The 24,967-nt window shown below is 60.8% G+C and carries 28 protein-coding genes, 1 tRNA gene and 1 pseudogene; 20 read left to right on the forward strand and 10 right to left on the reverse strand.

Annotated features, from left to right (window positions below):
• Position 1: 1 nt before the first annotated feature.
• A complete protein-coding gene (locus tag DXY03_RS01185; protein WP_115008775.1) occupies positions 2–445 on the forward strand; it encodes a DUF192 domain-containing protein in 444 nt (147 codons plus the stop codon).
• Here DXY03_RS01185 and cbiE read toward each other — a convergent pair.
• On the reverse strand, positions 429–1,712 hold the full coding sequence (cbiE, locus tag DXY03_RS01190; protein ID WP_115008776.1) for a precorrin-6y C5,15-methyltransferase (decarboxylating) subunit CbiE: 1,284 nt from the start codon (positions 1,710–1,712) through the stop codon (positions 429–431). The genes DXY03_RS01185 and cbiE overlap by 17 nt on opposite strands.
• Before the next feature lie 155 nt (positions 1,713–1,867).
• Here cbiE and DXY03_RS01195 point away from each other — a divergent pair.
• The 3 genes and pseudogenes from DXY03_RS01195 (at position 1,868) to DXY03_RS01205 (ending at position 5,643) form a co-directional block, all read left to right on the forward strand.
• Positions 1,868–2,818, forward strand: a pseudogene (locus DXY03_RS01195) (sulfotransferase).
• Positions 2,815–3,057: a hypothetical protein gene (locus DXY03_RS01200; protein WP_114988399.1), complete on the forward strand. Its 243-nt coding sequence runs from the start codon at positions 2,815–2,817 to the stop codon at positions 3,055–3,057. The pseudogene DXY03_RS01195 and the gene DXY03_RS01200 overlap by 4 nt, the downstream one beginning before the upstream one ends.
• An 87-nt stretch (positions 3,058–3,144) precedes the next feature.
• Positions 3,145–5,643, forward strand: a complete 2,499-nt coding sequence (locus tag DXY03_RS01205) for a GH116 family glycosyl hydrolase (protein ID WP_115008777.1) — start codon at positions 3,145–3,147, stop codon at positions 5,641–5,643.
• Here the strand turns inward: DXY03_RS01205 and DXY03_RS01210 are convergent.
• Both DXY03_RS01210 and DXY03_RS01215 read right to left on the reverse strand, forming a co-directional pair.
• Positions 5,562–6,143, reverse strand: coding sequence for a helix-turn-helix transcriptional regulator (locus tag DXY03_RS01210; RefSeq protein ID WP_115008778.1), 582 nt, complete (start codon positions 6,141–6,143; stop codon positions 5,562–5,564). The genes DXY03_RS01205 and DXY03_RS01210 overlap by 82 nt on opposite strands.
• On the reverse strand, positions 6,140–6,541 hold the full coding sequence (locus tag DXY03_RS01215) for a hypothetical protein (protein ID WP_136987606.1): 402 nt from the start codon (positions 6,539–6,541) through the stop codon (positions 6,140–6,142). Before DXY03_RS01215 ends, DXY03_RS01210 begins: the two co-directional genes overlap by 4 nt.
• Before the next feature lie 71 nt (positions 6,542–6,612).
• Between DXY03_RS01215 and DXY03_RS01220 the strand changes: the two genes are divergently transcribed.
• Both DXY03_RS01220 and ribD read left to right on the forward strand, forming a co-directional pair.
• Positions 6,613–7,101 carry a DUF3122 domain-containing protein gene (locus tag DXY03_RS01220; protein WP_115008780.1) on the forward strand — a complete coding sequence of 163 codons (489 nt, stop codon included), beginning with the start codon at positions 6,613–6,615 and terminating at the stop codon, positions 7,099–7,101.
• A complete protein-coding gene (gene ribD / locus DXY03_RS01225; RefSeq protein ID WP_115008781.1) occupies positions 7,101–8,165 on the forward strand; it encodes a bifunctional diaminohydroxyphosphoribosylaminopyrimidine deaminase/5-amino-6-(5-phosphoribosylamino)uracil reductase RibD in 1,065 nt (354 codons plus the stop codon). The genes DXY03_RS01220 and ribD overlap by 1 nt, the downstream gene beginning before the upstream one ends.
• A 2-nt stretch (positions 8,166–8,167) precedes the next feature.
• Here ribD and DXY03_RS01230 read toward each other — a convergent pair whose 3' ends face one another.
• Both DXY03_RS01230 and DXY03_RS01235 read right to left on the reverse strand, forming a co-directional pair.
• A complete protein-coding gene (locus DXY03_RS01230) occupies positions 8,168–8,896 on the reverse strand; it encodes a potassium channel family protein (protein ID WP_115008782.1) in 729 nt (242 codons plus the stop codon).
• Positions 8,897–8,944: 48 nt separating this feature from the next.
• Positions 8,945–9,601, reverse strand: coding sequence for an SOS response-associated peptidase (locus DXY03_RS01235; protein WP_115008783.1), 657 nt, complete (start codon positions 9,599–9,601; stop codon positions 8,945–8,947).
• 84 nt (positions 9,602–9,685) lie between these two features.
• On the opposite strand from DXY03_RS01235, the gene ftsH reads away from it, so the two are divergent.
• From ftsH to DXY03_RS01290, 11 genes are all read left to right on the forward strand, one after another.
• Complete coding sequence (gene ftsH / locus DXY03_RS01240) at positions 9,686–11,560, forward strand: ATP-dependent zinc metalloprotease FtsH (RefSeq protein ID WP_006851758.1); 1,875 nt, start codon at positions 9,686–9,688, stop codon at positions 11,558–11,560.
• A 45-nt stretch (positions 11,561–11,605) separates the two neighbouring features.
• The gene (gene argF / locus DXY03_RS01245; protein ID WP_115008784.1) at positions 11,606–12,562 is read left to right on the forward strand and encodes an ornithine carbamoyltransferase; all 957 of its coding nucleotides are present in this window, start codon (positions 11,606–11,608) and stop codon (positions 12,560–12,562) included.
• The gene (locus DXY03_RS01250; RefSeq protein ID WP_115008785.1) at positions 12,559–12,882 is read left to right on the forward strand and encodes a hypothetical protein; all 324 of its coding nucleotides are present in this window, start codon (positions 12,559–12,561) and stop codon (positions 12,880–12,882) included. The genes argF and DXY03_RS01250 overlap by 4 nt, the downstream gene beginning before the upstream one ends.
• Positions 12,883–12,893: 11 nt before the next feature.
• Entirely contained in the window at positions 12,894–13,118 is a 225-nt protein-coding gene (locus DXY03_RS01255) for a hypothetical protein (protein ID WP_011363914.1), read from the forward strand.
• A 67-nt stretch (positions 13,119–13,185) separates the two neighbouring features.
• Positions 13,186–13,809, forward strand: coding sequence for a transcriptional repressor LexA (gene lexA, locus DXY03_RS01260; protein ID WP_115009236.1), 624 nt, complete (start codon positions 13,186–13,188; stop codon positions 13,807–13,809).
• 60 nt (positions 13,810–13,869) lie between these two features.
• Positions 13,870–13,942: transfer RNA gene (locus DXY03_RS01265), tRNA-Ala, on the forward strand.
• Positions 13,943–14,088: 146 nt separating this feature from the next.
• Positions 14,089–15,423: a hypothetical protein gene (locus tag DXY03_RS01270; protein WP_115008786.1), complete on the forward strand. Its 1,335-nt coding sequence runs from the start codon at positions 14,089–14,091 to the stop codon at positions 15,421–15,423.
• 256 nt (positions 15,424–15,679) lie between these two features.
• Positions 15,680–15,928, forward strand: coding sequence for a hypothetical protein (locus tag DXY03_RS01275; protein ID WP_115008787.1), 249 nt, complete (start codon positions 15,680–15,682; stop codon positions 15,926–15,928).
• Complete coding sequence (locus DXY03_RS01280) at positions 15,928–16,176, forward strand: hypothetical protein (RefSeq protein ID WP_115008788.1); 249 nt, start codon at positions 15,928–15,930, stop codon at positions 16,174–16,176. Before DXY03_RS01275 ends, DXY03_RS01280 begins: the two co-directional genes overlap by 1 nt.
• A 2-nt stretch (positions 16,177–16,178) precedes the next feature.
• Complete coding sequence (locus DXY03_RS11985; RefSeq protein ID WP_170951927.1) at positions 16,179–17,249, forward strand: hypothetical protein; 1,071 nt, start codon at positions 16,179–16,181, stop codon at positions 17,247–17,249.
• Positions 17,242–18,672 carry a DUF3987 domain-containing protein gene (locus DXY03_RS01290; RefSeq protein WP_170951928.1) on the forward strand — a complete coding sequence of 477 codons (1,431 nt, stop codon included), beginning with the start codon at positions 17,242–17,244 and terminating at the stop codon, positions 18,670–18,672. The genes DXY03_RS11985 and DXY03_RS01290 overlap by 8 nt, the downstream gene beginning before the upstream one ends.
• A gap of 320 nt (positions 18,673–18,992) precedes the next feature.
• On the opposite strand, the gene DXY03_RS01295 is transcribed toward DXY03_RS01290, so the two are convergent.
• Positions 18,993–19,496 carry a hypothetical protein gene (locus tag DXY03_RS01295; RefSeq protein ID WP_115008791.1) on the reverse strand — a complete coding sequence of 168 codons (504 nt, stop codon included), beginning with the start codon at positions 19,494–19,496 and terminating at the stop codon, positions 18,993–18,995.
• A gap of 19 nt (positions 19,497–19,515) precedes the next feature.
• Positions 19,516–20,019: a hypothetical protein gene (locus DXY03_RS01300; protein WP_136987607.1), complete on the reverse strand. Its 504-nt coding sequence runs from the start codon at positions 20,017–20,019 to the stop codon at positions 19,516–19,518.
• A gap of 352 nt (positions 20,020–20,371) precedes the next feature.
• On the opposite strand from DXY03_RS01300, the gene DXY03_RS11770 reads away from it, so the two are divergent.
• On the forward strand, positions 20,372–21,220 hold the full coding sequence (locus DXY03_RS11770; protein ID WP_136987608.1) for a hypothetical protein: 849 nt from the start codon (positions 20,372–20,374) through the stop codon (positions 21,218–21,220).
• Here DXY03_RS11770 and DXY03_RS11775 read toward each other — a convergent pair whose 3' ends face one another.
• Positions 21,221–21,577, reverse strand: coding sequence for a hypothetical protein (locus DXY03_RS11775; RefSeq protein ID WP_136987609.1), 357 nt, complete (start codon positions 21,575–21,577; stop codon positions 21,221–21,223).
• Between the two features lie 30 nt (positions 21,578–21,607).
• On the opposite strand from DXY03_RS11775, the gene DXY03_RS11990 reads away from it, so the two are divergent.
• Positions 21,608–21,784: a hypothetical protein gene (locus DXY03_RS11990; protein WP_170951929.1), complete on the forward strand. Its 177-nt coding sequence runs from the start codon at positions 21,608–21,610 to the stop codon at positions 21,782–21,784.
• A 2-nt stretch (positions 21,785–21,786) separates the two neighbouring features.
• Here the strand turns inward: DXY03_RS11990 and DXY03_RS01310 are convergent, their stop codons facing one another.
• Positions 21,787–21,987 (reverse strand): hypothetical protein, encoded by a 201-nt coding sequence (locus DXY03_RS01310; RefSeq protein ID WP_115008794.1) that lies wholly within the window; start codon positions 21,985–21,987, stop codon positions 21,787–21,789.
• Between the two features lie 20 nt (positions 21,988–22,007).
• Between DXY03_RS01310 and DXY03_RS01315 the strand changes: the two genes are divergently transcribed.
• Positions 22,008–22,457 carry a hypothetical protein gene (locus DXY03_RS01315; RefSeq protein ID WP_115008795.1) on the forward strand — a complete coding sequence of 150 codons (450 nt, stop codon included), beginning with the start codon at positions 22,008–22,010 and terminating at the stop codon, positions 22,455–22,457.
• A 1,484-nt stretch (positions 22,458–23,941) separates the two neighbouring features.
• Here the strand turns inward: DXY03_RS01315 and DXY03_RS01325 are convergent.
• Positions 23,942–24,229 carry a DUF1651 domain-containing protein gene (locus tag DXY03_RS01325; protein WP_371637626.1) on the reverse strand — a complete coding sequence of 96 codons (288 nt, stop codon included), beginning with the start codon at positions 24,227–24,229 and terminating at the stop codon, positions 23,942–23,944.
• Between the last annotated feature and the right edge of the window lie 738 nt (positions 24,230–24,967).

Genomic DNA, 24,967 nt, shown 5'->3' on the forward strand with positions numbered 1-24,967 from the left:
CATGGATGCTCTTCCCCCTGAGTCACCGCCGCAATGGCTGCCGGTTGAGGTCCGCTGGTGCGTGGCACAGCAGCGTTGCATTGATCTCGAGGTGGCCCGCAGTCCGGAGCAGCAGCGGCTGGGCTTGATGCAGAGGCCGGCTCTGCCGCCCTTGCGCGGGATGTGGTTTCCCTTTGCAACCCCCCAGCCGCAGCGCTTCTGGATGTTCAACACCCTTGCGCCTCTGGACATGATCTTTGTGCGCGATGGGCGGGTGCTCGATCTGGTGCCTGCCGTTCCCACCTGTGCTGCCCTGCCCTGTCGCTCCTTCGCCGCCGATGCCGATGGCAATGGACGGGCTGATTTCGTTGATGCGGTGATTGAGATCGGTGCCGGAGAGGCGCAGCGGCTTGGCATTGGCATCGGCGATCCGGTTCGGATCACCCCGCTCAAGTCTTTCCCGTGAAGCCAGCTTGAGCCGGCTTCGTTCCCGTCACGATCAAGGTGGGGTTCATCGGAGCCAGGCGGGTGCCATCCCCCAGAGGTTGTCCCCGCCAGGCCTGCAGTTGCTGCACGCGCACGGCCAACCCAGCGTTCTCGAGCAGCGGCCGAACGCTGGCCAAGGCCTCGATGCTCGCCAGGGGGATCACCACAACACCTCCAGATCGCAGTCGCGTCAGCACCTCCTGCAGCAAGCGCTCCCGTTGGGCGCCCCCGCCCCCGAGCAGAACCCGGTCGGGCTGGCTGAGCTGGCTCGGGAGCCCGCCGTTCAGCACCGTGGTGGCGTCGGCCTCCAGCACCGCCGCAGGGCTGACGCCGAGTCGTTGTGCATTGCGTTGGATCAGTTGCGCGCCACCGGCGCGGCGTTCCACCGCCAGCAGTTGCAGACCTGGGCGCATGCGCAGCGCTTCCAGACCAACGCTGCCGGTGCCGGCCCCCAGATCCCAGAGCACGCCCTGCGGCGGCAAGGCGAGTTCGGCCAGGAGTTGGATGCGCACCTCCCGCTTGGTCATCAATCCGGGGTGATCGCTGTGCTGCAGGTAGAGCCCGTCATCGAGCCCGAACAAGGGCAGTTGCTGCGGATCCGGTGCGGCCGGTTCGCGGGCGATCAGCAGTGCAATCAGCAGCGGCTGCAGATCTGTTGGTAGTGCGGCGTGTGGGGCGATCAGCTGCACCCGTTCATCGGGGTGGCCGAGGTTTTCGCAGAGCCACAGATCCGTGCTGGCCTCCAGGCCGCTGCTGCGCAACATCTGCTGCACGGTGCCGGCGCCCCCCTGGTTCGGATCCGTCAGCACCGCCAGGGCTGCGGGTCGCTTCTGCAGAGTGCTGGCCAGGATTTCGGGGTCCCGTCCGTGCAGGCTCACCCAGTCGGCGTCCTGCCAGGGGCGCCCGATGCGGGAGAAGGCCAGCTGTAGCGATGTGGGGGCGGGATGAAACCGCAGCCGCTCTGCCCCGATGCGGTCGCAAAGGATGCGCCCCAGGCCGAACCAGAGCGGATCGCCGCTGGCCAGCACCACTACAGCTTGCTCAGCCGCCCTCGATTGCAGGCTGTCCACCAGAGCCCGCGGGTCATCGCTGCTGATCAGCTCGGGCTTGGCGTCCCCCAGCCAGTTCTGCAGAGCAGCCTTCAACCGCTGCGGTGCTGCAATCACGGCCGCCGCCCGCAGCAGCGTCTGCTGTGGAGCGGGCAACGAGGCGGGTGCCCCGGCGTCGGTGCCGATCACATCGATCATCCCGTCATTCTGGTGTGAGGGTTTGTGGGGCCATGGCAGGGGGTGATCTGCTGGTGGATCGCTTGGTGGCCGGGGGCTTTCTGCGTCCTGCGGTGCTGCTTCGAGGCTTGCAGCTGCGTCGCCCGGCCCTCTCCTGCTGGAGGGTGGGCCTTTTGATGGGACTCAGTGGGCTGCTGGTGGAGCCCCTGGCTTGGCTGCAGTCGTGGCTGTGGGCTCGCCGCTTGAGGAAGGCTGAACTGCCGGACGACCCGATCGTGGTGATTGGCCACTGGCGCAGTGGCACCACCTATCTGCATCAGTTGCTGGCCTGTGACCCCACGCTGGCCACGGCCCGCAATTCGCTCACCATGGCGCCGCAGGTGGCCTTGCTGCTCAAACCCTGGATTCGCTGGGCACTCCAAGCGTGGATGACGCGGCAGCGGCCGATCGATGCGGTGCAGTGGGGTCCGAATGACCCCCAGGAGGATGAGCTCGGTCTGGCCCGACTCAGCATCGACACCAACATGGCGGGCATGGCCTTCCCCCTGGCCTATCCCTGGTTCTTCCGGCGCAATGTTCTGGGTTCCTCCGCTGCCTTCGAGCGGCAGTGGCTGCACTTCACCAAGCTCACCTGGCTCCATGACGGGCATGGGAAGGCGGGACTTCTTATCAAGAACAGCGCTCATTCCGCCCGGGTGGAGTTGGTGCTGCGCCACTTCCCCAGGGCGCGCTTTGTGCTCCTGTGGCGTGATCGGCAGGATTAGATCCGCTCGCTGGTTCAGGTGAAGCAGCGGTTGGGTTCACTGGTGGGGCTTCAGCCCCTGCCCGATGCCGTCACCCAGGTGGAGGAAACGGTGGCGGCCCATCGCAAGCTGCTTGAGGCCTTTGAGGCGTCTCGGCACCGGATTCCTGCGGGGCAGTTGGTTGAATTGCCTTATGAGGAGTTGATCCGCCACCCCCTCGCTGCGCTGAAACGGATCTATGACGAACTCGGGCTAAGCAGCTGGCCAGTCGCGCAGGCCCCGCTGTCGGCTCGGATTGCCCAGGCCCGCAGCTACACCGCTGATCCGGTGACCCTGCCCTTGGCGTCGGAACAGCGCCTGAACGACCTGATGGAGGAGGCATGACCCCAGCCCACGATCGTCGCCAACGCTTGCACGAGCTTGTGATTGCCTTGATTGCTCAGCAGGACGATTTGCCCCTGCTCGATCCCGATCAGCCCGACCTGGAGGGGACGGCCCCTGGCCGTTGGCTGGATCAGAACCGCCGCAGCCTGCATCGCTATCAAGCCTTGGTCCGCACGGCGGTCACGTTGGATGCCCTGCTGGATGCCGAAGACAATCCCTCACCACTTTCTGCAGGTTGATGTCTGCGGGCTGATGTCTGCAGGCTGATCGCAACGGCTGGCTGATCGCGTCAAACCTGGCAATCTGGGGCGACTCTCGGCCCCTGCATGGCTTCGTTCGGTTGGTCCGCTCTGAACTCCCTGCTGGGTCGCGGAAAGCAAGCCAAGGGCTGGCAGCCACCGGAGGCCTCCTGGAGCCGACCCTTCGGCCTGGGCTGGGACAAGCCCTACACGGTTCGCTATGCCAGCAACCTCGACGACGGCCCCAACCACGGCATGCCGCTGGGGGGCTTCGGAGCTGGCTGCTTCGGGCGGGCACCCGACGGCAACATCAACCTCTGGCACCTCGATGGTGGCGAGCACTGGTTTGGGGTGCTGCCCGATTGCCAGTTCGCTCTGTTTGAAGGGAATGGCCGCGGCAAGCGGGCCCACGCCCTGGCGGTTCAGCCGGATCAGGATGCCTCGCGGCCGGAGGCTGGCCAGCCGCTAAAGACCTGGGAGTGGTACCCGGCCAGCACGCCGGATCGCAGCACCGGCACCTATTCCGCCCGTTACCCCCTCAGCTGGACCAGCTATGAGGGCGTGTATGACGCCGAGGTGCGTTGTGAGGCCTTCAGCCCGATCCTGCCGGGTGATTACCAGCGCACCAGCTACCCGGTGGCGGTGTTCGTCTGGACGCTGCGCAATCCCACCGATCAGCCTCTTGATTTGTCGTTGCTGCTGAGTTGGCGCAACACCACCGGCTGGTTCACCAACACCGATGCCTCGGCGGAGGTTCACTTCCGCGATGACGGCAGCCCCGAGCACAACTACGCCCCGGCCATCGGCAGCACCACCGGCCATCGCAACCGTTGCATTGACCATGGCTCCCTCAAGGGAGTGGTGCTGGAGGGCAACGTCTCCAACCCCGTTGCCGAAGGTGAGGGCCAGTGGTGCATTGCCACAGCCGAGCAGCCCGGTGTCACGATCCAGCGCTGCAGTCGCTGGAATCCCAGCGGTGATGGGCGTGAGCTGTGGGACAGCTTCAGTGCTGATGGCTCCATCCCTGAAAGCAACAACGACCGACGCAGTGGATCCGACGATCCCCTCAGTGCTGCGCTGGCGGTGCAGTGTCAGCTGGCCCCTGGGCAGAGCATTGAGATTCCGCTGGTGATCAGCTGGGATCTGCCTGTGACGGCTTTTGCCACCGGCAGCCAGGCGCTGCGCCGCTACACCGATTTCTTCGCTGCGGATGCCAACCAGGCGGTTGCCATTGCCGCTGAAGCGCTGCGTGACTGGCGCAGTTGGCGACAGCAGATCGAGGCCTGGCAGCAGCCGGTGCTGCAACGCCAGGACCTGCCGGAACCGCTGCGGATGGCTCTGTTCAATGAGCTCTACGACCTCTGCAGTGGCGGCAGTCTCTGGAGTGCGGCATCACCGGAGGATCCCTACGGTCGTTTCGGCGTTCTCGAGTGCCTCGACTACGCCTGGTACGAAAGTCTTGACGTTCGTCTCTACGGATCCCTGGCCCTGCTGCAGCTCTGGCCGGAACTCGACAAGGCCGTGCTGCGCAGCTTTGCCCGGGCGATTCCGGCCGCAGATGCCACCCAGCGCCCGATCGGTTGGTACTTCACCCAGGGCAAGGGCCGGGTGGAGGCTGACCGCAAGGTGAAAGGAGCCACCCCCCACGACCTGGGGGCTCCCAACGAGATCCCCTGGGATGCGACCAACTACACCGCTTATCAGGACTGCAACCTCTGGAAGGACCTCGGCAGTGATTTTGTGCTGCAGGTGTGGCGCACGTTCAAGCTCGGCCCCAGTGGTGAAGACATCCGCTTCCTCGCCGATTGCTGGCCGGCGGCCGTGGAGGCGCTGCGCTACCTGAAGACGTTCGACGTGAACAACGACGGCCTGCCCGACAACGGTGGTGCTCCGGACCAGACCTTCGACGACTGGCCCCTCAAAGGGGTCAGTGCCTACTGCGGTGCCCTCTGGATTGCTGCGCTTGAGGCTGCCCTGGCCATTGCCCAGACGCTTCAGCTCAGCACTGGGCTCGATACCTCCGCTGAGCAAAGGGAATTCAGCGGTTGGCTGGAGCAATCCCGAGGCAATTTCGACAAGCTGCTCTGGAACGGCGAGTACTACGACATTGATGCCGAGAGCGGCACGCCGGTGGTGATGGCCGATCAGCTCTGCGGCGATTTCTACGCACGGCTCCTGGGCCTGCCGCCGGTGGTGAGTGACAACAACAGCCGCAGCACCTTGAAGGCCGTGAAGGAGTCCTGCTTCGAGGCTTTCGATGGTGGATCCCTCGGTGTGGCCAACGGCCTGCGCCGCGATGGCACGCCCTTGGATCCCAATGGCACCCACCCGCTCGAAGTGTGGACGGGGATCAACTTCGGGATCGCTAGCTACTACCGCCTGATGGGAGACAAGCAGACGGCGCAAGCGATCTGCTCAGCGGTTGTCGAGCAGGTGTATTCCGGTGGTCTGCAGTTCCGCACCCCTGAGGCGATCACTGCGGTGAACACATTCAGGGCCTGTCACTACCTCAGGGCCATGGCCATCTGGGGGCTCTGGGCCACGGAGACCGATTGGACGCTCATCCCAGGAGCGGATGCCCGTTGAAGCGTGGCGCTAGGGGATTCACCGAACTGGTTGCGGTAATCCCTGGCGAAGTGATTGCGGCTCTGGAAGCCGTAATGGCAGGAGATTTCATGCACGGTGCTGCCGCCAATGGCCTGCTGCACCTCCGGTGAGCTGAAGGCGTGATGCACCTGGCTGAGTCGGATCTGTTTCAGCAACGCCATGGGGCCGGTGCCGAAGCTCTGGCGGCAGTGGTGAACGATTGAAGAACGCGAGGCGAAGATCGTGGCGCTGAGATCGTTGAGCGTGATCGCTTGGCCGGTGTTCTTGAACCCCCAAGCCACCAGATCTTTCATCAATCCCGCCCCCACATCGAGTTCACCACTGGCTGTTCCCTGCAGCTGATGGGGTGACAACGCCTCCAGCGCCGCCACTTCCACCAGATCCTCCTGGCCGCCTCCCATCAGCTGGGCCTGGATCAAGGCGCTGATCTCGTCAAACCGCTGGGGGTGGAGGTTGGCGCAGTTGGCTCGTTGGATCACCTCGAGCGTCTTGTGATCACCGGTGGCGGTGGCGAGCTGTTCAAATCGTGTTTGGGAGATGAAGCAACCTGGATGTGGGCCCCTGCCGGAAGCTGAACAAAAGCGTCGCTCAGGTCGGCATGAAAACCATGCAGTGAGCAGCGTTGTATTTCCTTCCCGCGAACCAACGGCAGCTGATCGGTGGTGTTCAGGCTGAGGGGCAATATCCCAGGGCGTCGGTTGCCCTGAAGAAGCAGGTCTTGATTGGTCTGGATGGATAAAACCGGCAGCTGCTGTGAACCACCCAGCCGGAACGTCCCTTCGAGTCGGCCCCGGCTTACTTGGGCGACATCCATCTCAAAGCCCACCGCCTGCAGGCTCTTGCTGAAGCACGGAGCAGAGTGGAATACAACCTCCATGGGCTGATTGTTGGCGTGAATCGCCTTCTGTGCAGGTTTGTTGTGAGAATTCACTCACTCACCTCCTGCCCATGCGCCGTTTGCTCTGCTGTTTGTTGGCTGCTTTGGGGCTGCTGCTGCTCACGCCAGGTCTGGCCTGGGCCCAGGTTCATCAGCATGAAAACGAGGATGGCGTCGCCATGGTCCGTTCGCTGGAGAGCCTCAGGGACCTCGATTACGACAGCTGGCAGGCGGTGGCCTACCGCGAAGGCCCTCCGGGCCAGCCGGTGGTGCTGCGCGTGGTGGGCTATCCCGGAAAAATGCGGCTCGATCATCCGGTGAGCCTCCAGGTGTTGGCGGGTCGGCGCGAATGGCAGCTGGACGACATCACCCTGGCCAATCCGGTGCTGGCCACCGATGGGCGCGACGCAGCGGCTGAATTTGCCCTCGATCCTCTGCTGGACGATCTCAGCAACAACCGACCGCTGCGTCTGGCGTTGCCGGGTGTCTTCACCGAGTTGCCGATCCCTCCCTACGTCGTTGGTGAATGGCGCTCCCTGCAGGAGCTGCCCCTCAGCTGATGTGTGAGCTCTGGATGCGGCGGGCCCTGGCCTTGGCTGCCCTTGCTGAAGGTCACACCAGCCCCAATCCTCTCGTGGGGGCCGTGGTTCTTGATCGCGAAGGGCGCCTTGTGGGCGAAGGCTTTCATGCCCGGGCCGGAGATGCCCATGCCGAGGTGGGTGCCTTGCGGCAAGCCGGGGATGCGGCCCGGGGCGGAACCCTCGTGGTCACCCTTGAACCCTGCTGCCACCACGGCCGCACGCCCCCCTGCAGTGAGGCGGTGCTGCGTGCGGGAATTCGCCGCGTTGTGATCGCCCTGGAGGATCCCGATCCCCGGGTGGATGGGGGCGGCATCCGGCAGCTGAGGCAGGCGGGGCTGGAGGTGATCAGTGGTGTGTTGCGCGAGGAGGCCCGCCAGCAGAACCGGGCCTTTCTGCACCGCGTTCGCACCGGCCGCCCGTTCGGGGTTCTGAAGTGGGCCATGAGCCTGGATGGCCGCACTGCTTTGCCCAACGGCGCCAGCCAATGGATCAGCGGTCCACCCGCCCGCGACTGGGTGCATCGGCTGCGCAGTGGCATGGATGCCGTGGTGGTTGGGGGCGGCACGGTTCGCGGCGATGATCCGCTGCTCACCAGCAGGGGCCGGCGTTCACAGGAGCCGCTGCGGGTGGTGCTAAGCCGCAGTTTGGATCTGCCGGATCAGGCCCAGCTCTGGGATACCGCGGTGGCACCCACCCTCGTGGCCCATGGCCCCGATGCCGACCTCCGGCGTTTGCCATCCGGGCCTGACGCACTGGGGCTTTCGGCCTGTGAACCGCAGCAGCTGATGGAGGCCCTGGCGGAACGCGGTTGCAACCAGGTGCTTTGGGAGTGCGGCCCTGAGCTGGCGGCCGCGGCGATCCGGCAGGGCTGCGTGCAGGAGATTGCAGCGGTGGTGGCTCCGAAGTTGATGGGGGGCATGGCGGCTCGCACCCCCCTTGGAGATCTGAACTTCAGCGCCATGGATCAGGTGCTGCAGGGGCAGTGGCATCAGAGCGAGCCCATGGGCAACGACTGGTTGCTGCGTTGGCGCAGCGGCAGCTGAGCTCAGCGCTCCCGGCTTTGCCGATCGAGGCTGCTGGCAAAGCGGCCGATGAGCACTCCCATCACGGCAGCGAGGTAGAGCGGTCCGGCAACGCTGGTGGCCACACTCACGATCCGTGACAGGGGGAGCATCGGGCTGATGTCCCCGAAGCCGACGGTGGTGAGGCAAACGAAGGCGTAGTAGTTGATTGCCGAAAACAGGCGGGCGCTGGCCAGAACGCTCGAATCGCCGACGTTGGCCATCTCCAGGGGTTGAAAGCTGCCCGGCTGGATGGTTTCCAGAGCACTCATCACCAGGCCGGCGGCGAGGCCGATGTGCAGGTACCCGGCCGTGGCACCCATCAGCAGCGCTTCGGTGACGCGCTTGGTGCTGGCGAAGCGTGTCACCAGGCGGATCACGCTCCACCCCACCAGCACGCTCCAACTCAGGGCCAGCGGCATGCCGCTGTAGATCAGCTCCAGGGGCGTGAGCAGCCAGAGCCACATGGTCACCACGGCCATCAGCCCCAGACCCCGATACAGCACATCACTCCAGTTCGGAGCGTTGCTGCTCCCCACCATCACCTGGGTGAGAAGTAAGGCAATCAGGCTGTAGCCGATGTAGGTCGCCCACACCAAGCGGGGAAAGGCGAAGCCCACGGTGGCAATCACAGTGCAGAGCAGCAGCAGCTTCAGCTGGGTGTCATCCCGCCGCAGGAGCCGCTGAACCAGTCCCACCAGCACCTTGGCCACTGTCGCTTCCCCCAGGTTCGGCAGTGAGCTGCGGCTGCCAAGCCTTGCTCAATCGAGCAAGGAGAGCTGCTGGTGCTTGGTGGCAGGGGCCGCTGGCTTGAGTGCTCTGCAGTCCCATGGCTCCGCTGGCGCTGGCGTGAGCATCGGCTCGAGGGCGCGTCGATGGGCTCCATCACCCGGTTCCAGCCAGATGCTCTCCAATCCCTCGGGAATGATCACCGGCATCCGATCGTGCAATGGGGCCACCAGGCTGTTGGGCTGCGTCGTGATCACGCAGCAGGTCTCCACTTCACTGCCATCGGGGCCGATCCAGCGGTCCCAGACACCGGCCAGCCAGAACAGCTGCCGGTCTTTGCGCTGGATCAGATGACCCTTTTCAAAAAAGCCGCTGCTGGGCAGAAGGCAGCGGTGATGACGCCATGGCCCGCGAAAGGAGGCTTTCTCCGCGATGGTTTCGGCGCGGGCATTGATCGGTCGCGGCGCCTGCAGCGGATCCTTGACCCAGCCCGGCAGGAGGCCCCAGAGCATGTGGGACAGACGGTCTTCACCATGCTCACGCCGCACAGCCAGCACCGGTTCGTGGGGGCGGATCAGCTCGCGGGGGAGGTAATGCTCCAGCCAGGCGCTGTCCTCCGGCCGCAACCAGCTGCGCAGCAGCAGCTGCAATTCCGCGCGAGGCGTGTCGAGGCAATAGCGACCACACATGGGCAGAAGCTAGGCGCCGTTCGGTTCTCACACCCGTTGATTGCCAGAGATCCCTCGTAGCGTGTCGGAACTCTCAGGCCATCCATGCCGATCCGCCAGGACGACAACCAGCCGAACCGTCGCTTCGGGATCATCAATCTGGTGCTGATTGGCTTCGGGGTGTTGCTGCTGGCCAGCAGCTTCCTCCCCAGCAATGGCATGCAGCAGGTGCCGCGGGTGCCCTACTCCCTGTTCATCGACCAGGTGAATGACGGTGCGGTGAAGCGGGCCTTCATCACGCAGGATCAGATTCGCTACGAGCTGAGCGATCCCGAGGAGGGCACGCCTCCGGTGCTTGCCACCACGCCGATCTTCGACATGGATCTGCCCCAACGCCTCGAAACCAAGGGCGTTGAATTCGCGGCAGCTCCCCCGAAGAAGCCGAACATCTTCACCACCATCCTCAGCTGGGTGGTGCCGCCCCTGATCTTCATTTTGGTGCTGCAGTTCTTTGCTCGCCGCTCGATGGGCGGTGGTGCTCAGGGGGCGTTGAGCTTCACCAAGAGCAAGGCCAAGGTGTACGTGCCCGATGAGGAGTCGCGGATCACCTTCGCCGATGTGGCGGGCGTGGATGAGGCGAAGCAGGAACTCACCGAGATCGTCGACTTCCTCAAGCGTCCTGAGCGCTATGCCGAGATCGGTGCGCGCATTCCAAAAGGTGTGCTGCTGGTCGGCCCCCCAGGCACCGGTAAGACCCTGCTGTCCAAGGCCGTGGCTGGCGAAGCCGAGGTGCCCTTCTTCATCATTTCCGGCTCGGAGTTCGTGGAACTCTTCGTTGGTGCTGGTGCCGCCCGGGTCCGCGACCTGTTTGAAGAAGCGAAGAAAAAAGCGCCCTGCATCATTTTCATCGACGAACTGGACGCCATCGGCAAGAGCCGTTCGGGCTCCATGGGCGTTGTCGGCGGCAACGACGAACGGGAGCAGACCCTCAACCAGCTGCTCACCGAGATGGATGGCTTCACCGCTCAGGACAAGCCGGTGATCGTTCTGGCGGCCACCAACCAGCCCGAGGTGCTCGATGCAGCCCTGCTGCGTCCCGGCCGTTTCGACCGGCAAGTGCTGGTGGACCGTCCGGACCTCTCCGGCCGCAAGACCATCCTCGAGATCTACGCCAAGAAGGTGAAGCTCGCTGCAGGTGTTGACCTCGACAGCGTCGCCCAGGCCACCAGTGGTTTTGCCGGCGCTGATCTCGCCAACCTGGTGAATGAAGCTGCCCTGCTCGCAGCGCGTGCCCAGCGCACCAGCGTTGAGCAGCAGGATCTCGGTGAAGCGATCGAGCGGGTTGTGGCTGGTTTGGAGAAGAAGAGCCGCGTTCTTCAGGACGATGAAAAGAAGGTGGTGGCGTATCACGAGGTGGGCCACGCGATCGTGGGCCATCTCATGCCTGGCGGCAGCAAGGTGGCCAAGATCTCGATCGTGCCCCGTGGCATGAGCGCCCTGGGCTACACCCTGCAGCTGCCCACCGAAGAGCGCTTCCTCAATTCTAAGGAGGAACTCCAGGGCCAGATCGCCACGCTTCTGGGCGGTCGCTCGGCTGAGGAGATCGTCTTCGGCAAGATCACCACGGGTGCTGCCAACGATCTGCAGCGGGCCACCGATCTGGCTGAGCAGATGGTGGGCACTTATGGCATGAGCGACACCCTGGGGCCCTTGGCCTACGACAAGCAGGGCGGTGGCCGTTTCCTTGGTGGAGGCAACAACCCACGCCGCTCGGTGAGTGATGCCACGGCTCAGGCCATTGATAAGGAGGTGCGCGGGCTGGTGGACCAGGCCCATGACGACGCCCTCGCGATCCTGCGGGAGAACATGGCGCTGCTCGAGACGATCGCTCAGAAGATCCTCGAGAAAGAGGTGATCGAAGGGGATGACCTCAAGCAGATGCTCGAGGCGAGTGTGCTGCCGTCCGGTGTGACCGCTTGACGGCAGCGGGCCTCATCCCCGATAACAGTCCTTTGAACCGTCGCGATGGCTACCGCTTCTGCGGGCGTTGCTGCTGTCCTCTCTCCGCTGTGCGGACGTGACTTCCTTTCTTCTGCGGATTGTTCCGCCGGGGAAACAGCAGCGTTGCTGGATCTGGCTGCACAACTGAAGAGCGGTGATCGTCGGATCGATCTCGGCAACCGTGTGCTGGGTCTGATCTTCAGCAAGGCCTCCACCCGAACCCGTGTGAGTTTTCAGGTGGCCATGGCACGCCTCGGCGGCCAGACGGTGGATCTCAATCCTTCCGTCACCCAGCTGGGCCGCGGCGAGCCGCTGGAAGACACGGCCCGGGTTCTGAGCCGTTACTGCGATGTGTTGGCGATTCGCACCTTCGCTCAGCAGGAACTGGTGGACTACGCCCACTGGGCCTCGGTTCCGGTGATCAATGCCCTCACCGATCTGGAGCATCCCTGTCAGGCCCTGGCCGACTTCCTAACCATGCAGGAAGCCCATGGCGCCCTTCCTGGTCAGACCCTGGCCTATGTGGGCGACGGCAACAACGTTGCCCATTCCCTGATGCTCTGCGGCGCGTTGCTGGGGGTGAATGTGCGGATCGGCTGCCCCGAGGGCTTCGAGCCCTTGCCGGGTGTGCTTGAGCAGGCCCAATCCCTGGCACAGCACGGTGCCTCGATTGAGGTGGTGACGGACCCCCGTGAGGCGGTGGCGGGTGCCCAGGCCGTTTACACCGACGTTTGGGCCTCCATGGGTCAGGAAGCCGAACAGGCTCAGCGGGAACAGGCCTTTGCGGGATTCTGCGTGGATCAAGCCCTGATGGAGCAGGCGGCAGCCGATGCGATCGTTCTGCACTGCCTGCCGGCCCACCGCGGTGAGGAGATCAGCGCCGAGGTGATGGAGGGCAAGGCAAGCCGCATCTTTGATCAGGCCGAAAACCGCCTGCATGCGCAGCAGGCGCTGTTGGCGGCGTTGATGGGTGGTCTGTGACGGTCATCCACCGCTGGTTGGTGCCGTTGATCGTCACTGCCCATGCGGTGGCAGCGTCAGCGGATCAGGCCACCGACAAACAACAGCAGGGCACCATTGCCCGCTGGACGGCCGAGAAAATCTGTGAAATGGGTGTGGATGCTTTTTACGCGTTGCCGGATCCTGAGCTCAAAACCATGTTTGAGCGCGACACCTCGATGCGTTACGAGGATGTTCCCACCGCACCGAATGATCAGGAAAAGTCCCGTATTACCGGACAGTTGATGGGGTATCTGATGGCGGCCTGTCCGCAACAGCTTGAGTCGTATAAAAACCGCTGAAGTGCATCGCGATGCGTAAGGAACGCTGCTGGGTTTGGTTCAAAGGTGGCCTATCGGAGGAGGGGCACTGGATGTCGGGCTGGGTGGCCAGCACAACCGAGCAGCCGGGGCTGCTGATTGAGCATCCTGGCTATGTCTCCTGCCGGGTTCCCGAATGGCGTGTGGTGTTCAAGGAGCCCAAAGACCTGAACCTGGCGCCGAGCATTCCCGAGGCTGCGGTGTGGAAGCTGGTTTGAACTGAGCCTGCGCTTGCGGCACACGGCAAGGAACGGTACAAATGTATTGCCCGAACCTTTTCTTGCGGTGACCCGTGCCCCCCAGGAGCCCCTCACCACTGCTCAGCAAGAGCTTTACGACTGGCTGGCGGACTACATCGGCACTCATCGCCATAGCCCCTCGATTCGCCAGATGATGCAGGCGATGGGACTGCGCTCTCCTGCGCCGATCCAGAGCCGGTTGCGCCATCTTCAGCAGAAGGGATGGATCACCTGGCAGGAAGGCCAGGCGCGCACCTTGCAGCTCCTTGGAGACATGGTGGGTGCCGCCGGGATTCCTGTGTTGGGCGCCGTTGCCGCCGGTGGCCTTGTGACGGCTTTTGATGATGTTAAGGAGCATCTCGACCTGGTGCCGGTGCTGGAAACCCGCGGCCTGTTTGCCCTGACGGTGAATGGTGACTCGATGGTCGACTCCCACATTGCCGATGGGGATGTGGTGTTGATGGAGCCGGTGCAGGATCCGCAGAGGCTGCGCAACGGCACGGTGGTGAGTGCTCTGGTGGCCGGCAGCGGCACCACGCTCAAGCATTTTCATCGCCAGGGGGCGACGGTGGTGCTGGAAGCTGCCAACCCCGCTTATCAACCGATTGAGCTCCCCGCCGAACAGGTGGAGGTGCAGGGTCGCTTGGTTGCCGTCTGGCGTCAGGTCTGAGGCTCCCGCGGTGTAAGCTGTGTCACGACGACGGCGGCTCTGAAGCCACCACGTCGACATGGGGCCATAGCTCAGCTGGTAGAGCACCTGCATGGCATGCAGGGGGTCAGGAGTTCGAGTCTCCTTGGCTCCATTCTTAAAAACACTGTCCCAGACAGGGTTTTAGGCGGCCGAAAGGCCGCTTTTTTAGTGCCCTTCTGCGCATCGTGTCCTACCTGGGTAGTCCCATGTCTGCCCATTTCTGCGCATGATTCTGCGCATAGGAATTTTTCTGCGCACATGCCTCAGCAGAAGTGGTTCGCCCGCCTTCGTGGGCAGATAAAAGACAGGTGTGGACTGGGTTGGGGTATCGCTGATCGCAACGGTGACACTCAGCTCACCCGACGCATCAATGATGGAAAGCAGCACCAGAACCCGCGGCAATCGGTGCAGCTGGGGGTGCCATGGAACCCGGCCTGCAGCGGGGACATTTTTCTGAAGGTCTGCCAGCTCAAGCAGCTGGTGGACGAGCGCCACTGCTCGCTGGCTGAGGCCAAAAAGAAGCTAGATGCCAAGGACAGCGCCACCCCCACCATCACCCGCTCGGTGGAGGACGAGGACAGCGGCTGGGAGGCCGTCATCGATGACTTCATTGACAGGCGACGGCAGGTGAACCGCGCCACCACCATGCGCGACCTGAACTGCCATATGAAGCGGGTGCTGAAGACCCTGCAGAAGAAGCCACGCCCCCAGAGCGGAGCGGACTTGATGAAGGCTTATGCCCGGCAGCATTTCAAGCATTGCCGCCCCGGTGGGTCAGGCCGGGTGGTGCAACTCAACAACGTCCGTGCGCTGCTGCGCTACGCAATAAAGGAATACGGCTACGACGCCCGCTGGAAGCCGTTGGACAACGATGATGTGCGGGAGTTGATCGGCACTGACGACAGGCCCACTGAGGACAAGCTGACGCCGCCCGTGCTGCCCAATGACCTGGGCAACCTGCTGGATGCGCTGAGGGATGCCGACCGACTCAGCCTGATGCTGTTGGTGGGGATTGTTGGCATTTATGGTCTCCGCCCCCATGAAGTCAGCCAGCTGATCTGGGAGGACGGCCATCTGAAGGTTCGCCCCGGTGGCAAGCGGAACAAAGCCACCCGCGGGAAGAAGCAGAAGAACAGGCTGGTGTTGCCATTCGACGTTCCCGGTCGAGAAGGCGAAGGAGAGGAACTCGTGAAGATGTGGCGCACCGGCATGATTCGCTTCCCTCAGGCCGTGATGAACCGCATTAACGAGGTTGAGGAGAAGGGCTTCAAGCCGGTGGGGGATGAGATCCGGCAGCAGCTCGAACGCTTCAAGTGGTGGCAGGGGCTGCAGGTCGCCAATCCCGGTTTGACGCCGTACAGCCTGCGGCACGGTTGTGCTTATCGAATGCACAAGTCCTATGACCGCCCGTTATCAATTAGGGATGCTGCTGCGCTGCTCGGGCACACCCCGCAAGAGCACCACGCCAGTTATGGACAGTGGATTGATGAGGCTGGCTTGATTGAGGCTGTCGAACGGATTACTGGAGCAGGTAGGACAACTTTGCAGGGGGATACCTTGTCACCCCTTGACCTACAAACTGAAGCCGCCTAAAAGATAATCACGGAGCAATTTGCTTCATCTCTTGTCTCCTATACCTGTAAATCGGGACTGACTACGAAGATCGCATCCACCCAGATTCTGGCCATGTGCGTTCTTCCGAACTCGTTAGGTGAAATGGGGTTCAATGCGGCTATCTCTCCTGCGAGGGGTGGCGACTTTCCAAAATGGGAAAGCTGAGTAAGGCACCGATTCCGGGGGCCTAAAACGTCCGCAAGAGATCAGCAGGGATTAATTCGCTGATCTACTTGTGCCTGAACATGAATGGCTGCCCACCCCGGCAGCAACAACCGCCTTGGGCTACAGCGCCCGCACACTGAAGCGTTATCGCGACCGTAACGGTGGCTTCCTGATCGCTGGTCAGGATTGGTGCTTCGGACCAACTGGTGCCAGCTCAATCAGCTGGAATATCACCACCTGCCGTCAGAAGTTTCACGAGCGTGGGCGGCTGATGCTCGCAATCGATGCTGAGCGTAAACAGCTCGCGGAGGTGGGCTGATGCAGAGCTTCGAAGTTTCTTACCTGACCACAATTTCTGCGAAGGTCACTCTTTCGGCTGAAGCTGAGAAACTCCTGCGCCGCGACTGTGAAATCGAACGTGGTTTGGAAATCGAGGAGTTTTACGCCTCTGATTATTTGGAGGAGGTGGCTGAGGAAATCAACGCCGCCATCAAGCTCCCCGTGAAATTCAAAGCGGCCAACGGGTGCCGCGTCGAACTGGAAATCGATTCAACGGAGCAACAATAAAAATGACCGCGAACCGAAGAACGGCCCACGGTCACGCCCTGCCAAGGAGTGACCAAAGGCTAAGCGAGCCCCTGCTGTTTGGGCAGGGGGTCACACGCCCCGGAGACGTTCCTACGCCTGCGCTTTGGTGGCCTACGGGCCGTCAGTATGCGCAGAACAGTGCGCAGAATTTCATCTTCGACATCGGCCAGGCGCTGACCTGGGCCGAACTCCTGGGGAAGGATCCCTCGGGAGCTGACACCCGCATCAGAGCCATCCGCCGTGGCGAGGGAGCCAAGAAGGGCAACCTCGCCGAAGACTGCGAGCAGATTCCTGGCTGGCAAGTCGAAGGCCGCAACATCTACGCCGTCCCGAATGGTGGGGGCGACACCGCCGACAGCATCGATTACTGCGTTGGTCTGTTCGCCGAGTGGGACGATCGGACCCTGGCGGAGCAGATGAATCTGCCTGCCCAGCTGGGTCTGCCGTCACCCACCTTCGGCCTGTTCACCGGGGGCAAGAGCCTTCACGTCTACTGGGTGTTCGAGCAGCCGATCGAGGTGGCTCGGTGGCGGCCGTTGATGCTGCGACTGATCAATCACTGCGGGAGCGATCCTGCGGTGAAGGACCCCAGCCGGTGCATGCGATTGCCCGGTGCCTGGTACATCCGCAAGGACGGCAAGGTTGGTTGGAAGAGCACGCTCCAGGACATCACCGGCGACCGGTTCACTCCAGAGCTGTTTGAGGAGCTGCTGCCCCCACTTCCGGAACGCCCGCGTCACATCCCGAAATCGCTTTATTGCAAGCAACCGACGCGAACGCTGCAGGACATCGCCGATGCGTTGAAACACATCCCGCCACGGGTGCCGGGGCACGGCAATTACCCGGTGGATCGGAACATGGCCTGGGGCCTGAAGGCTGCCTGCCGAGACGCTGGTTACGGTATGGATGTGGCTCGGGAACTCCTCGAAGCCCACAGCCCTAATGGTTGGGACCCCGCCCAGATCCTTCGCTCTGGAGGTGATGAGATCAGTGCTGGGACGTTCTGGTGGCAAGCCCAGCAGCACGGCTACCGGAGGCCCGCTGATGGCTGATCTGCAATCGGTGGTGGACCATCACTCCACCATCCCGGACGAGGCGATCAGGGATGCCGCCAAGAGCATTCGGGTCGCTCAGGGCCGCCAACGATTCATCTTCGACAACCTCCTGCCATCCAAGCTGGCGAGGGCGGTGGAGATGGTGACGGAGGTACTGCCTGCCGATGCGTTGACCTCCGTGCTGACGCTGCTCTGCGGTTACAGCGGCCTGCTCAAGCTCGGCACCAAGGTATCGCCGGATGGTCGCTATTGGGTCCCCGCCAACCTCTACGTCGGGCTGGTGGGACCGAGCGGCCTGACCAAGAGCCCAATTCAAAAGGCCCTTATCTCTGATCCGACCCGCCAGCTCCAGGCCGAGGAGAAGGCGCGGTTCGACAGGCTGTTGAAGGAGTGGGAGGACGCCGATCCACAGGATCGCGACAAGCACCCTCCCCGCCGGTGCCCGCTGCATCAGAACGAGTTCTCCCCGGAGGCGCTTGGGATGTGGCTGCAGTTCTATGAGCAGGCTGGCCTCGGTGTCCTGCTGACCCGCGCTGAATTGAGCGGGATGCTGCGGGCGCTGGAGGCTGACACCAGGCGCGGCAGGGGGACCGCTGAGGCTCAATTTTTAGAGTCGTACGACGGTGATGGCTGCACTTCTCTCCGCGTTGGCAAGGCCGGTACGGGGGAGGTGCGGAGCTATTCCTCTTGTCATGTCTCCCTGTTCGGTGGAGTCCAGGACGAGGTGTTGCGAGAGCTGATCAACGGCTCAGACGCCAGCGGCAAATTCGCCCGGGTCCTGATGGTGAAGTGCCCCCTGAAACCGCTGGAGCTGAAGGACGATCCCATCAGTGCCAAGGAGCAGGGGGCGTTCGAGCGGGCCGAGAGGGTCTTGGCCTCCTACGCCCGTCTGTTGTACGAGCTGCCGCCCCGTCGGTATCGATTCAGCGCAGAGGCTCGCCGCCATCTCAACGGCTGGTTTCGCGCCCACCAGGTGGAGGCGCTCAAGCCTTCAACGCCGTCGGTCATCTCCGCGATGTTGGGGAAGACCAGCGCCAATGCGCTTCGGTTGTCGGTGCTCCTCCATTTGGTGTGGACGAAGGGTGAGGACCCCGCTGCCGAGATCTGTCTCGATCTCGTGCGCGCGGCCACCGCGATGGTGGATCAGGTTGTTTCGGAGACGCGGGAGTTCCACCAGCCCCCGGAGAGCATCGGCACTGAGCTGATGCGTCACATCCACTCCCTCAGCTGGGAAAACGATGTTCTGCAGCACGACCTGATCACCTGGCAGGACGCCAAGGACAAGGGCACCCAGCGCATCCGTGATTGTGGTGCGAAGGGGTTCAGGAAGGCCATCGCCGGGCTGGAGTCGATGGGGTTGGGTGAACGTCTCCAGGCCGGTTCGGTCCCGGCCTTCAAGGCTCTGAAACCCTGGCCTTAGACACGGTGGACAGCGGCAGACATGGGGGTTGTCTGCTGTTATCGCCCACGACGACTTGGCTCCGGGTCGATTCAGACAGATGGACACGGTTCTGAGTTCCCTGAAGCTCCAGGGAACCCGCCGGGGCCTCGGCGGGATGGTGTGTCTATCTGTCCGAACCGGTTCAGACTCACTGCACTGCAGGAGATCTGAGCAGACACCACTCCTGTCTGAGCGTGTCCAACGTGTCCGACCCCCTTCAAGGTCAACAGGTGGTCAATCACTGAGATCAATCACCAGCGTTTCAGGAATACTCCCCACGATTCCAGGGTTAGTAGAACTCAGAAAAGTGTTTTCTTGGGCTGTGATTTGGCGCACTGGCCGCTGTACTGAATTGTGTATTGATCGGGGATTATTTTTTGGTCCCAGATAGCAGAACCATCTATTCGACTGATTGTATAAGTGTCGCTACCTACCGGAATAGACGAACTTAATTTGATGCCCGACTTTTTGGCCAGAATTGATTCCGGCTGGAAGGTTACCATTGGTAATTTATAGCTCTTGCTTAATTGCTCATCAAAGAGTGATCCTGTCTGATCGCTTTCATTGAGAGTGAACTTAAGAACTCTTGGCCCTTTCTGCGTAGGCTCCCAATCACTCCAAGCTGCGCCATCAATAGGAACTGAGACTACCTTTCCGTTAATGATTTTCGGCTCTCCATACTTGAGAGAGCGATATTCATCGATAGTGCAGGTTAGATACATGGCATCAGCGTGAACAGGAGTCATGCTGCCCAAGCAAAGAAGGGAGAACAGTGCTGAGGTGTTTTTAAAAATGTTTTTCATGAGTTCATGATGTCGCTTATTAGCGTCCTCGTCCGGAGGATTTGACGGATTGTGAGGAGCCTTTGGGTTTGTCAGGTTTAAAAGTCACTCCGCAAAGGGTGACCATCTTGTTCAGGTCATCTCTTTCGGATGCAAGATTGAAAGCAACGACCTGCTCGGCTTTTTGATAGGGATTCCAGGCCCATACGAGCCTGTCGTGCGTTGTCAACTTCTTGAAGAATTCGACCGGCCTCGGTGCGAATAAGGCGGTGCCGCTGGATGACTCCTCCCACCACCTGCCCTTCACCTCACCATCATCCCAACGGAGTTTTACCCGTCTGTTATCGGCGTTGTAAGTCGGAGTCTTGACGTAGATGTCCTGAAGCTTCCCTCCTTTGCAGCGAATCAGGATGGTCGCTTCCTCTGGTTGTCCGATCGAGTTGGACACGTTGTTGATCGAATCTATGAAGAGAGTGGAGTTCGACTTGCCGGTAAGCAGGTCTTCCTCTGTGTTGATCCAGGCACGAACGGCTGTCGGGGTCATGGCACTCGCGAGTGCAAAGCCGCTTAGCAAAGCAACAAGGGGCCTTCTCATCCAATAAGTGATGCTGCACCAAGCATGGCAGCGGTTCAGACCCTTGAGAAGAACTGAGTCACCAGCCCTAGGTCTGCGTTCTTGCTCAGATCACAGTGACGCAGGACAGTCCAGCTGATCTGGTGAGACTCGGGTCCTGCGGGGCCTGGGGTCCCGGCGACTGAGACGGGAATGGGATGCGACGAGACAACCTTCGTCGCGTCCAGATCGAGTCCAGCAATCTTGAGACTCAACCTGCCAGTGAGATCGAGGCTGGACTGGCACAGACTCGCTAAGAATCAGGAGTAGCGGCAATCCCTGTATGAAGCCCGTTGTATCCCTCCTCGCCTTCAGCGCAGTTGGGCTGAGCATCGTGTTTGCTGATGCAAGCCAGGCATCAAATGCAGAGACATCTTTGTTAGCGCAAATGAGATCTCCGCGTGGTATGAGGGACAACGATCGTGAGCCACGTGAGCCAGTAGATCGATCTCAAATTAAAGATGAATCAGGTAAAAATACTTGGATACCTGTAGGTTTCAATGAGAACGGAGTTGCATCTCTTTGGATAAGGACTTCGACGTACGAACCCCTGAATGAAAATTCCTTCAGGTTTCAAGCAAAATTCACGCTTGACAATGGAGTCCAAGCCGAAGGAAGAGTAGATATGAATTGCAAAAACAAAGATTTTTATAGCAGGCTGAATGGTGTCTTGGCGCAGAATCAGCCCTGGGCGGTCATTCCCCGAGGATCCGGAATCGAGTCCGTAGCGAAGCTGTACTGCAAGAGGACAGCTGCGAAGGCAGATTGGGGATACACATCAGAAACTGCCTACCTATGGGACGCCCCAATACCCACTATTTCACCGGACATGGCTAGCGGTGAGTGGATAAACAACTATGACAAGCCAGACGGACAGAGTTATTACAACGATGGCGTAGAAAAGACAGGAGATGTAGTGACATTCGCATTCTTTTATAGAACCTTAAAAGGCGACATGAGTAAAAAAAATCAAGATGTGGCAAGGTATGAGTGGCTTAGAGCCAGTTGCAAAAGAAATATCGCATCAACATATGTACAAATAGATCGATCAGTTCCAGGAGTTTGGATGCCCCCAGAGCCTGGATCACCCGGCGGTGCAATCATGATCGTGAGGAAGAAATTCTGTAAGTAATCAGCGCCGGTAGTAGTGGTTCCGCGGCCGACGGTTGTGCACCCCGATGCCCAACATGGCGCTCAGTTCACGAGCAGCGGCAACAGCGGCACCGATGTTGTTCGATTCCATCCCGCGGGCCATGCACTCCTGCAGGTTATGGATCAAAACCGTGGCCATTTGAGGGTTTTCTACGTTCGTTGCCTCAAGGTCCTTGTGGACGAGATCCATTGCCTTGCCTGCGATCCGCCGGGCTGTACGCCTGCTGACCCCCTCGGTTTCGGCCAGCCTGGCCACAACGTGACTGACGGAGTGCCCCTGAAGGATCCATCCAGCTGCCTTACGGATGCGGATCTTGTTCTCGGTCTGGGTGGTCATGGCTATCTACGGGAAAGTGACTCCGATCTCGTGAAGGACTACCTGCAACCCGCTGCGACCTTTGCCTTGGCGATTGCCATTGCCTCGATTCCTGCTGCTTGGGCAGGAAGAGGCAGCTACACGCAGATTGCAGGACAAGAAGAAGGATCGATGCCGGTGAAGGTTTGGCTGATGAACCCTGAATGCAACTGGCAAGGACGGTGGTGACATCACAGCAACCCCGCTGAGATGAGGTGCTGCTTGACCATCGACAGCTCTGTGTCGTTGAGGTCCTCAGCCATATCAGCGACAACACCGGCGACGATGTCTCTGGTGATGCGGAACCATTCCTCCCGGCTACAGCTCTTGGGCCAGTCCTGAATGCCTTCGAGGAGAGGGGTCTGGGGGATGTGATCGAGCAGGTTGGTCATGGCTATCAAGGGGGCAGTGGATGACAGGTGGTGGCGTGAGTTGGAGTGCTCCTGGCTGGGTTGGGGTAAGCGATGGCAAGTACAGCGAACTGATCCAGCGGAAGGCTGTGGCAGTCACCAGGCGCGACAAGAGGCGTGGTGGTCAATACACCGTCAAGCAAGCGATAGAAGCCATTAACGAGGCATTTCACCGCTGCAACGGCTCTGACCCATACGACGGGTCCAAGCTCGATCCAAAGCTGCTTGGCACGTACAACAACGACGACGCGAAGGCCGAGGGCGCTGAATACAAGAGGCGCTTCTCCCTGCTGCCGACGATTGATCACATCACAGCAGAACCGGTCCCTGACTTTGAAATCGTCAGCTGGCAGACAAATGACGCCAAGGGGGATATGCCCCCTGAGGAGTTCATCGCTTACTGCCGCAGAGTTGTTCAGGTCGCAGATCAGCAAGGATCAAATCGACGTTGATCAATTTTGACTGTGATCTCAGCCTGATAGGTGCCTTGAAGTAGGACAATTCTGCGCACCTTTCTGCGCACATAGATTGTATTAATTAAGCGCCAGCCCAGTGTTTGCAGAGGTTTTTGGCGTCCAAAGTGCCTCTATGGCATGCAGGGGGTCAGGAGTTCGAGTCTCCTTGGCTCCATTCTTTGAAGCCCAATCAATGACTGGGCTTTCTTGTTTCTGGGGTTAGTCGAGTAGTGGAGCGATCCGTTGCTTGGTGTGATTTCTGGTGTGTTGGTGTGCCGCCCAAAAGATCTATGACCATGTCTCCCTGGACAAGCAAATCGAAACCAACATCGGATGGTTCGGGCCTGAAAGGCAATGAGCGTTAAGGCTGATTGCCTTGTGCGTGCCCGCTGACGAGAGTTAGTACATCGAGATCGGAGGCGCCAATGACGGCCGACACTCCACCTGAGCAATCCGTAGAAGTTGCCTGCCTTTTAGGTCCCTGCTCCAACAGTTTCCACCCAACCGTGGGCTACTCGTCTGTGAAGACACTGAAGTGCGTCAGAACAGTCGACTCTCCTCTGCACCGTTCGTAGGTGCCCTGAAGGAAGCCAGCCCAACACCTGGACGTAATGGCCCCAGGAACCTGAAAGCCCGACACTTCGCCCGACGCCAGCAATGGCATACGGCATGGCCCCTGTTCTGCCACTACAGGGGTGTCGGAAGCGAGCAATAGGAGAGGTCACCCCATTCCTGTCGTAGGTGGGCTGGCCTCTCAACCCCTGATCACATCACGGGTTTAAAGATGCACAAGCGAGCGAGCTAGGCCGTCTCTTCCACCCGGGAGGGGCGGCCTCCTCCTTTGTTGAAGTGCAGGTGAGCAGTTCCCTAGGACGCCTTGTTGTTTTTGCGGGGGCGTTCACCTCGCTTCAACTTGAGCCACATCGCTTTCTCAAGTGCTGTCAGCTTTGGAGACGTTTCATGTAATGCAGCTTCGGCACGTCGCCTGGCGGCAATGATGAAACGGTCTGTCTTGTCTACTCCGTCGAATCCCATGTCCCTGAAGAGGACGACACTCGCAACGTAGACATACGAATCGTGTGTGCATCGAATGCCAGTGAGCCCTCACTTCAAGCGATGGCAAGAGGTGAATAGGACTGCAATCACCCAACCAAATCTTGGCCGCCGCGAGCGATTGCTTCACGCAGATACCTGTTTCGTCGTGTCCTCGAGGACATCTTGCTGAAGCTGCTGAACTGCACAGAGAGCTTCATGCGCAGGCCACCCATGAACATCCATCAACTCCTTAACCAGAGCATCAGGGGCCTGAGTGATCGAGCAGCGAATGGCATTGACAACCTTGTTGTCTCTCGCGAGTGCAGACAGCCGTAGAGCCCGGAGTTGCTGAGTGTTCGGCTGTTTCATCACAGCACTCTGGACTACCGCTGGTTTTGCTCCATTTGCCGAATGCCTATACGGACTCGGCTCGCTCATTCACTGACCTATCGCAGGGGACCGGCGCATCTCCTCCAACCCATGGATTTGAGTGCATTCCATTTCTCCAGCGCCTCTTGTCGTGTCATCAGTTGACTCCCCTGAGGGATCGGGTCGTCAGGTGGTCGCCAATGGAAGCTGCGCATGACAATCGACTCGCCTTGAGAGCCATCCTTGGATGCGGTGAATTGGTAGTAAAGCTGCTGTGATTCGTTGGCAAGCCATGCACCAACTGACTTGTAGGAGAGTTCTTCAGTGATGAGCTTGCTCCATAGGAGAGGAGTCTGATCGATCAGTCAGACGGCTTTTTTCGTAGGTGAGCTGACGGAGCTTTTCGATGTGCTGCTGCTGCTCACCGCTGCTCCAGTGCTGCGGGAAGGCGACTCGGGCTTGAAGTTCCGCGATTTGGTTGTTGAGTTCTCTCGTTGGGTCCTCGGACCAAGGTCTTCTCCACAGTGGATCATCGACACCCCCCTACTGGCAGGGGAGAAGTGAATCTCCTAAATCACTACTGATGCGCTTCTGGGGACAGGTCGTCTTCCCTTCAGGAAGGAACGCCATCTCTCTGGCCGATGGCAAGTCAGACCCAATGCCCAACGTGTCGGAACTGATGCGTGGCAGTGCTGCGTAGCGGTCTAAGAGACAGTGACCAAGGACAGTCCAGCAGTCGTGAGACTCAGCCTGCCAGTGAGATCGGAGTGGGACTGGCACAACGACCTGGCATCCCTCAACAGACCCCAGTTAGTACATCTGTATTTGCAGATGAACGATGGAGGAATGGGCCTGGGTAGACGAGCGAGATCTCGTCCCCTTCAGGGGAGCACGGGTTTGCATGACGTGCCAGCACTTTTCCTGGGGCGTTGATGGCCACTGCCACACGCTGCTCGGCTGCACGCTCCGCCGGGGCCTGCTCCAGCACGGTGAGCATCTGACCCGACAGTGTGAACACTGGGCATCCGTGACCGAAGTCGATATGGGAGGCACAGTGGCGGCGTGATCTGGATCAATACATCGCGTAGTCAGAGCAGCTGCAA

Origin of the sequence: Synechococcus sp. N5 (assembly GCF_900473925.1) — a bacterium.
Classification (GTDB): domain Bacteria; phylum Cyanobacteriota; class Cyanobacteriia; order PCC-6307; family Cyanobiaceae; genus Parasynechococcus.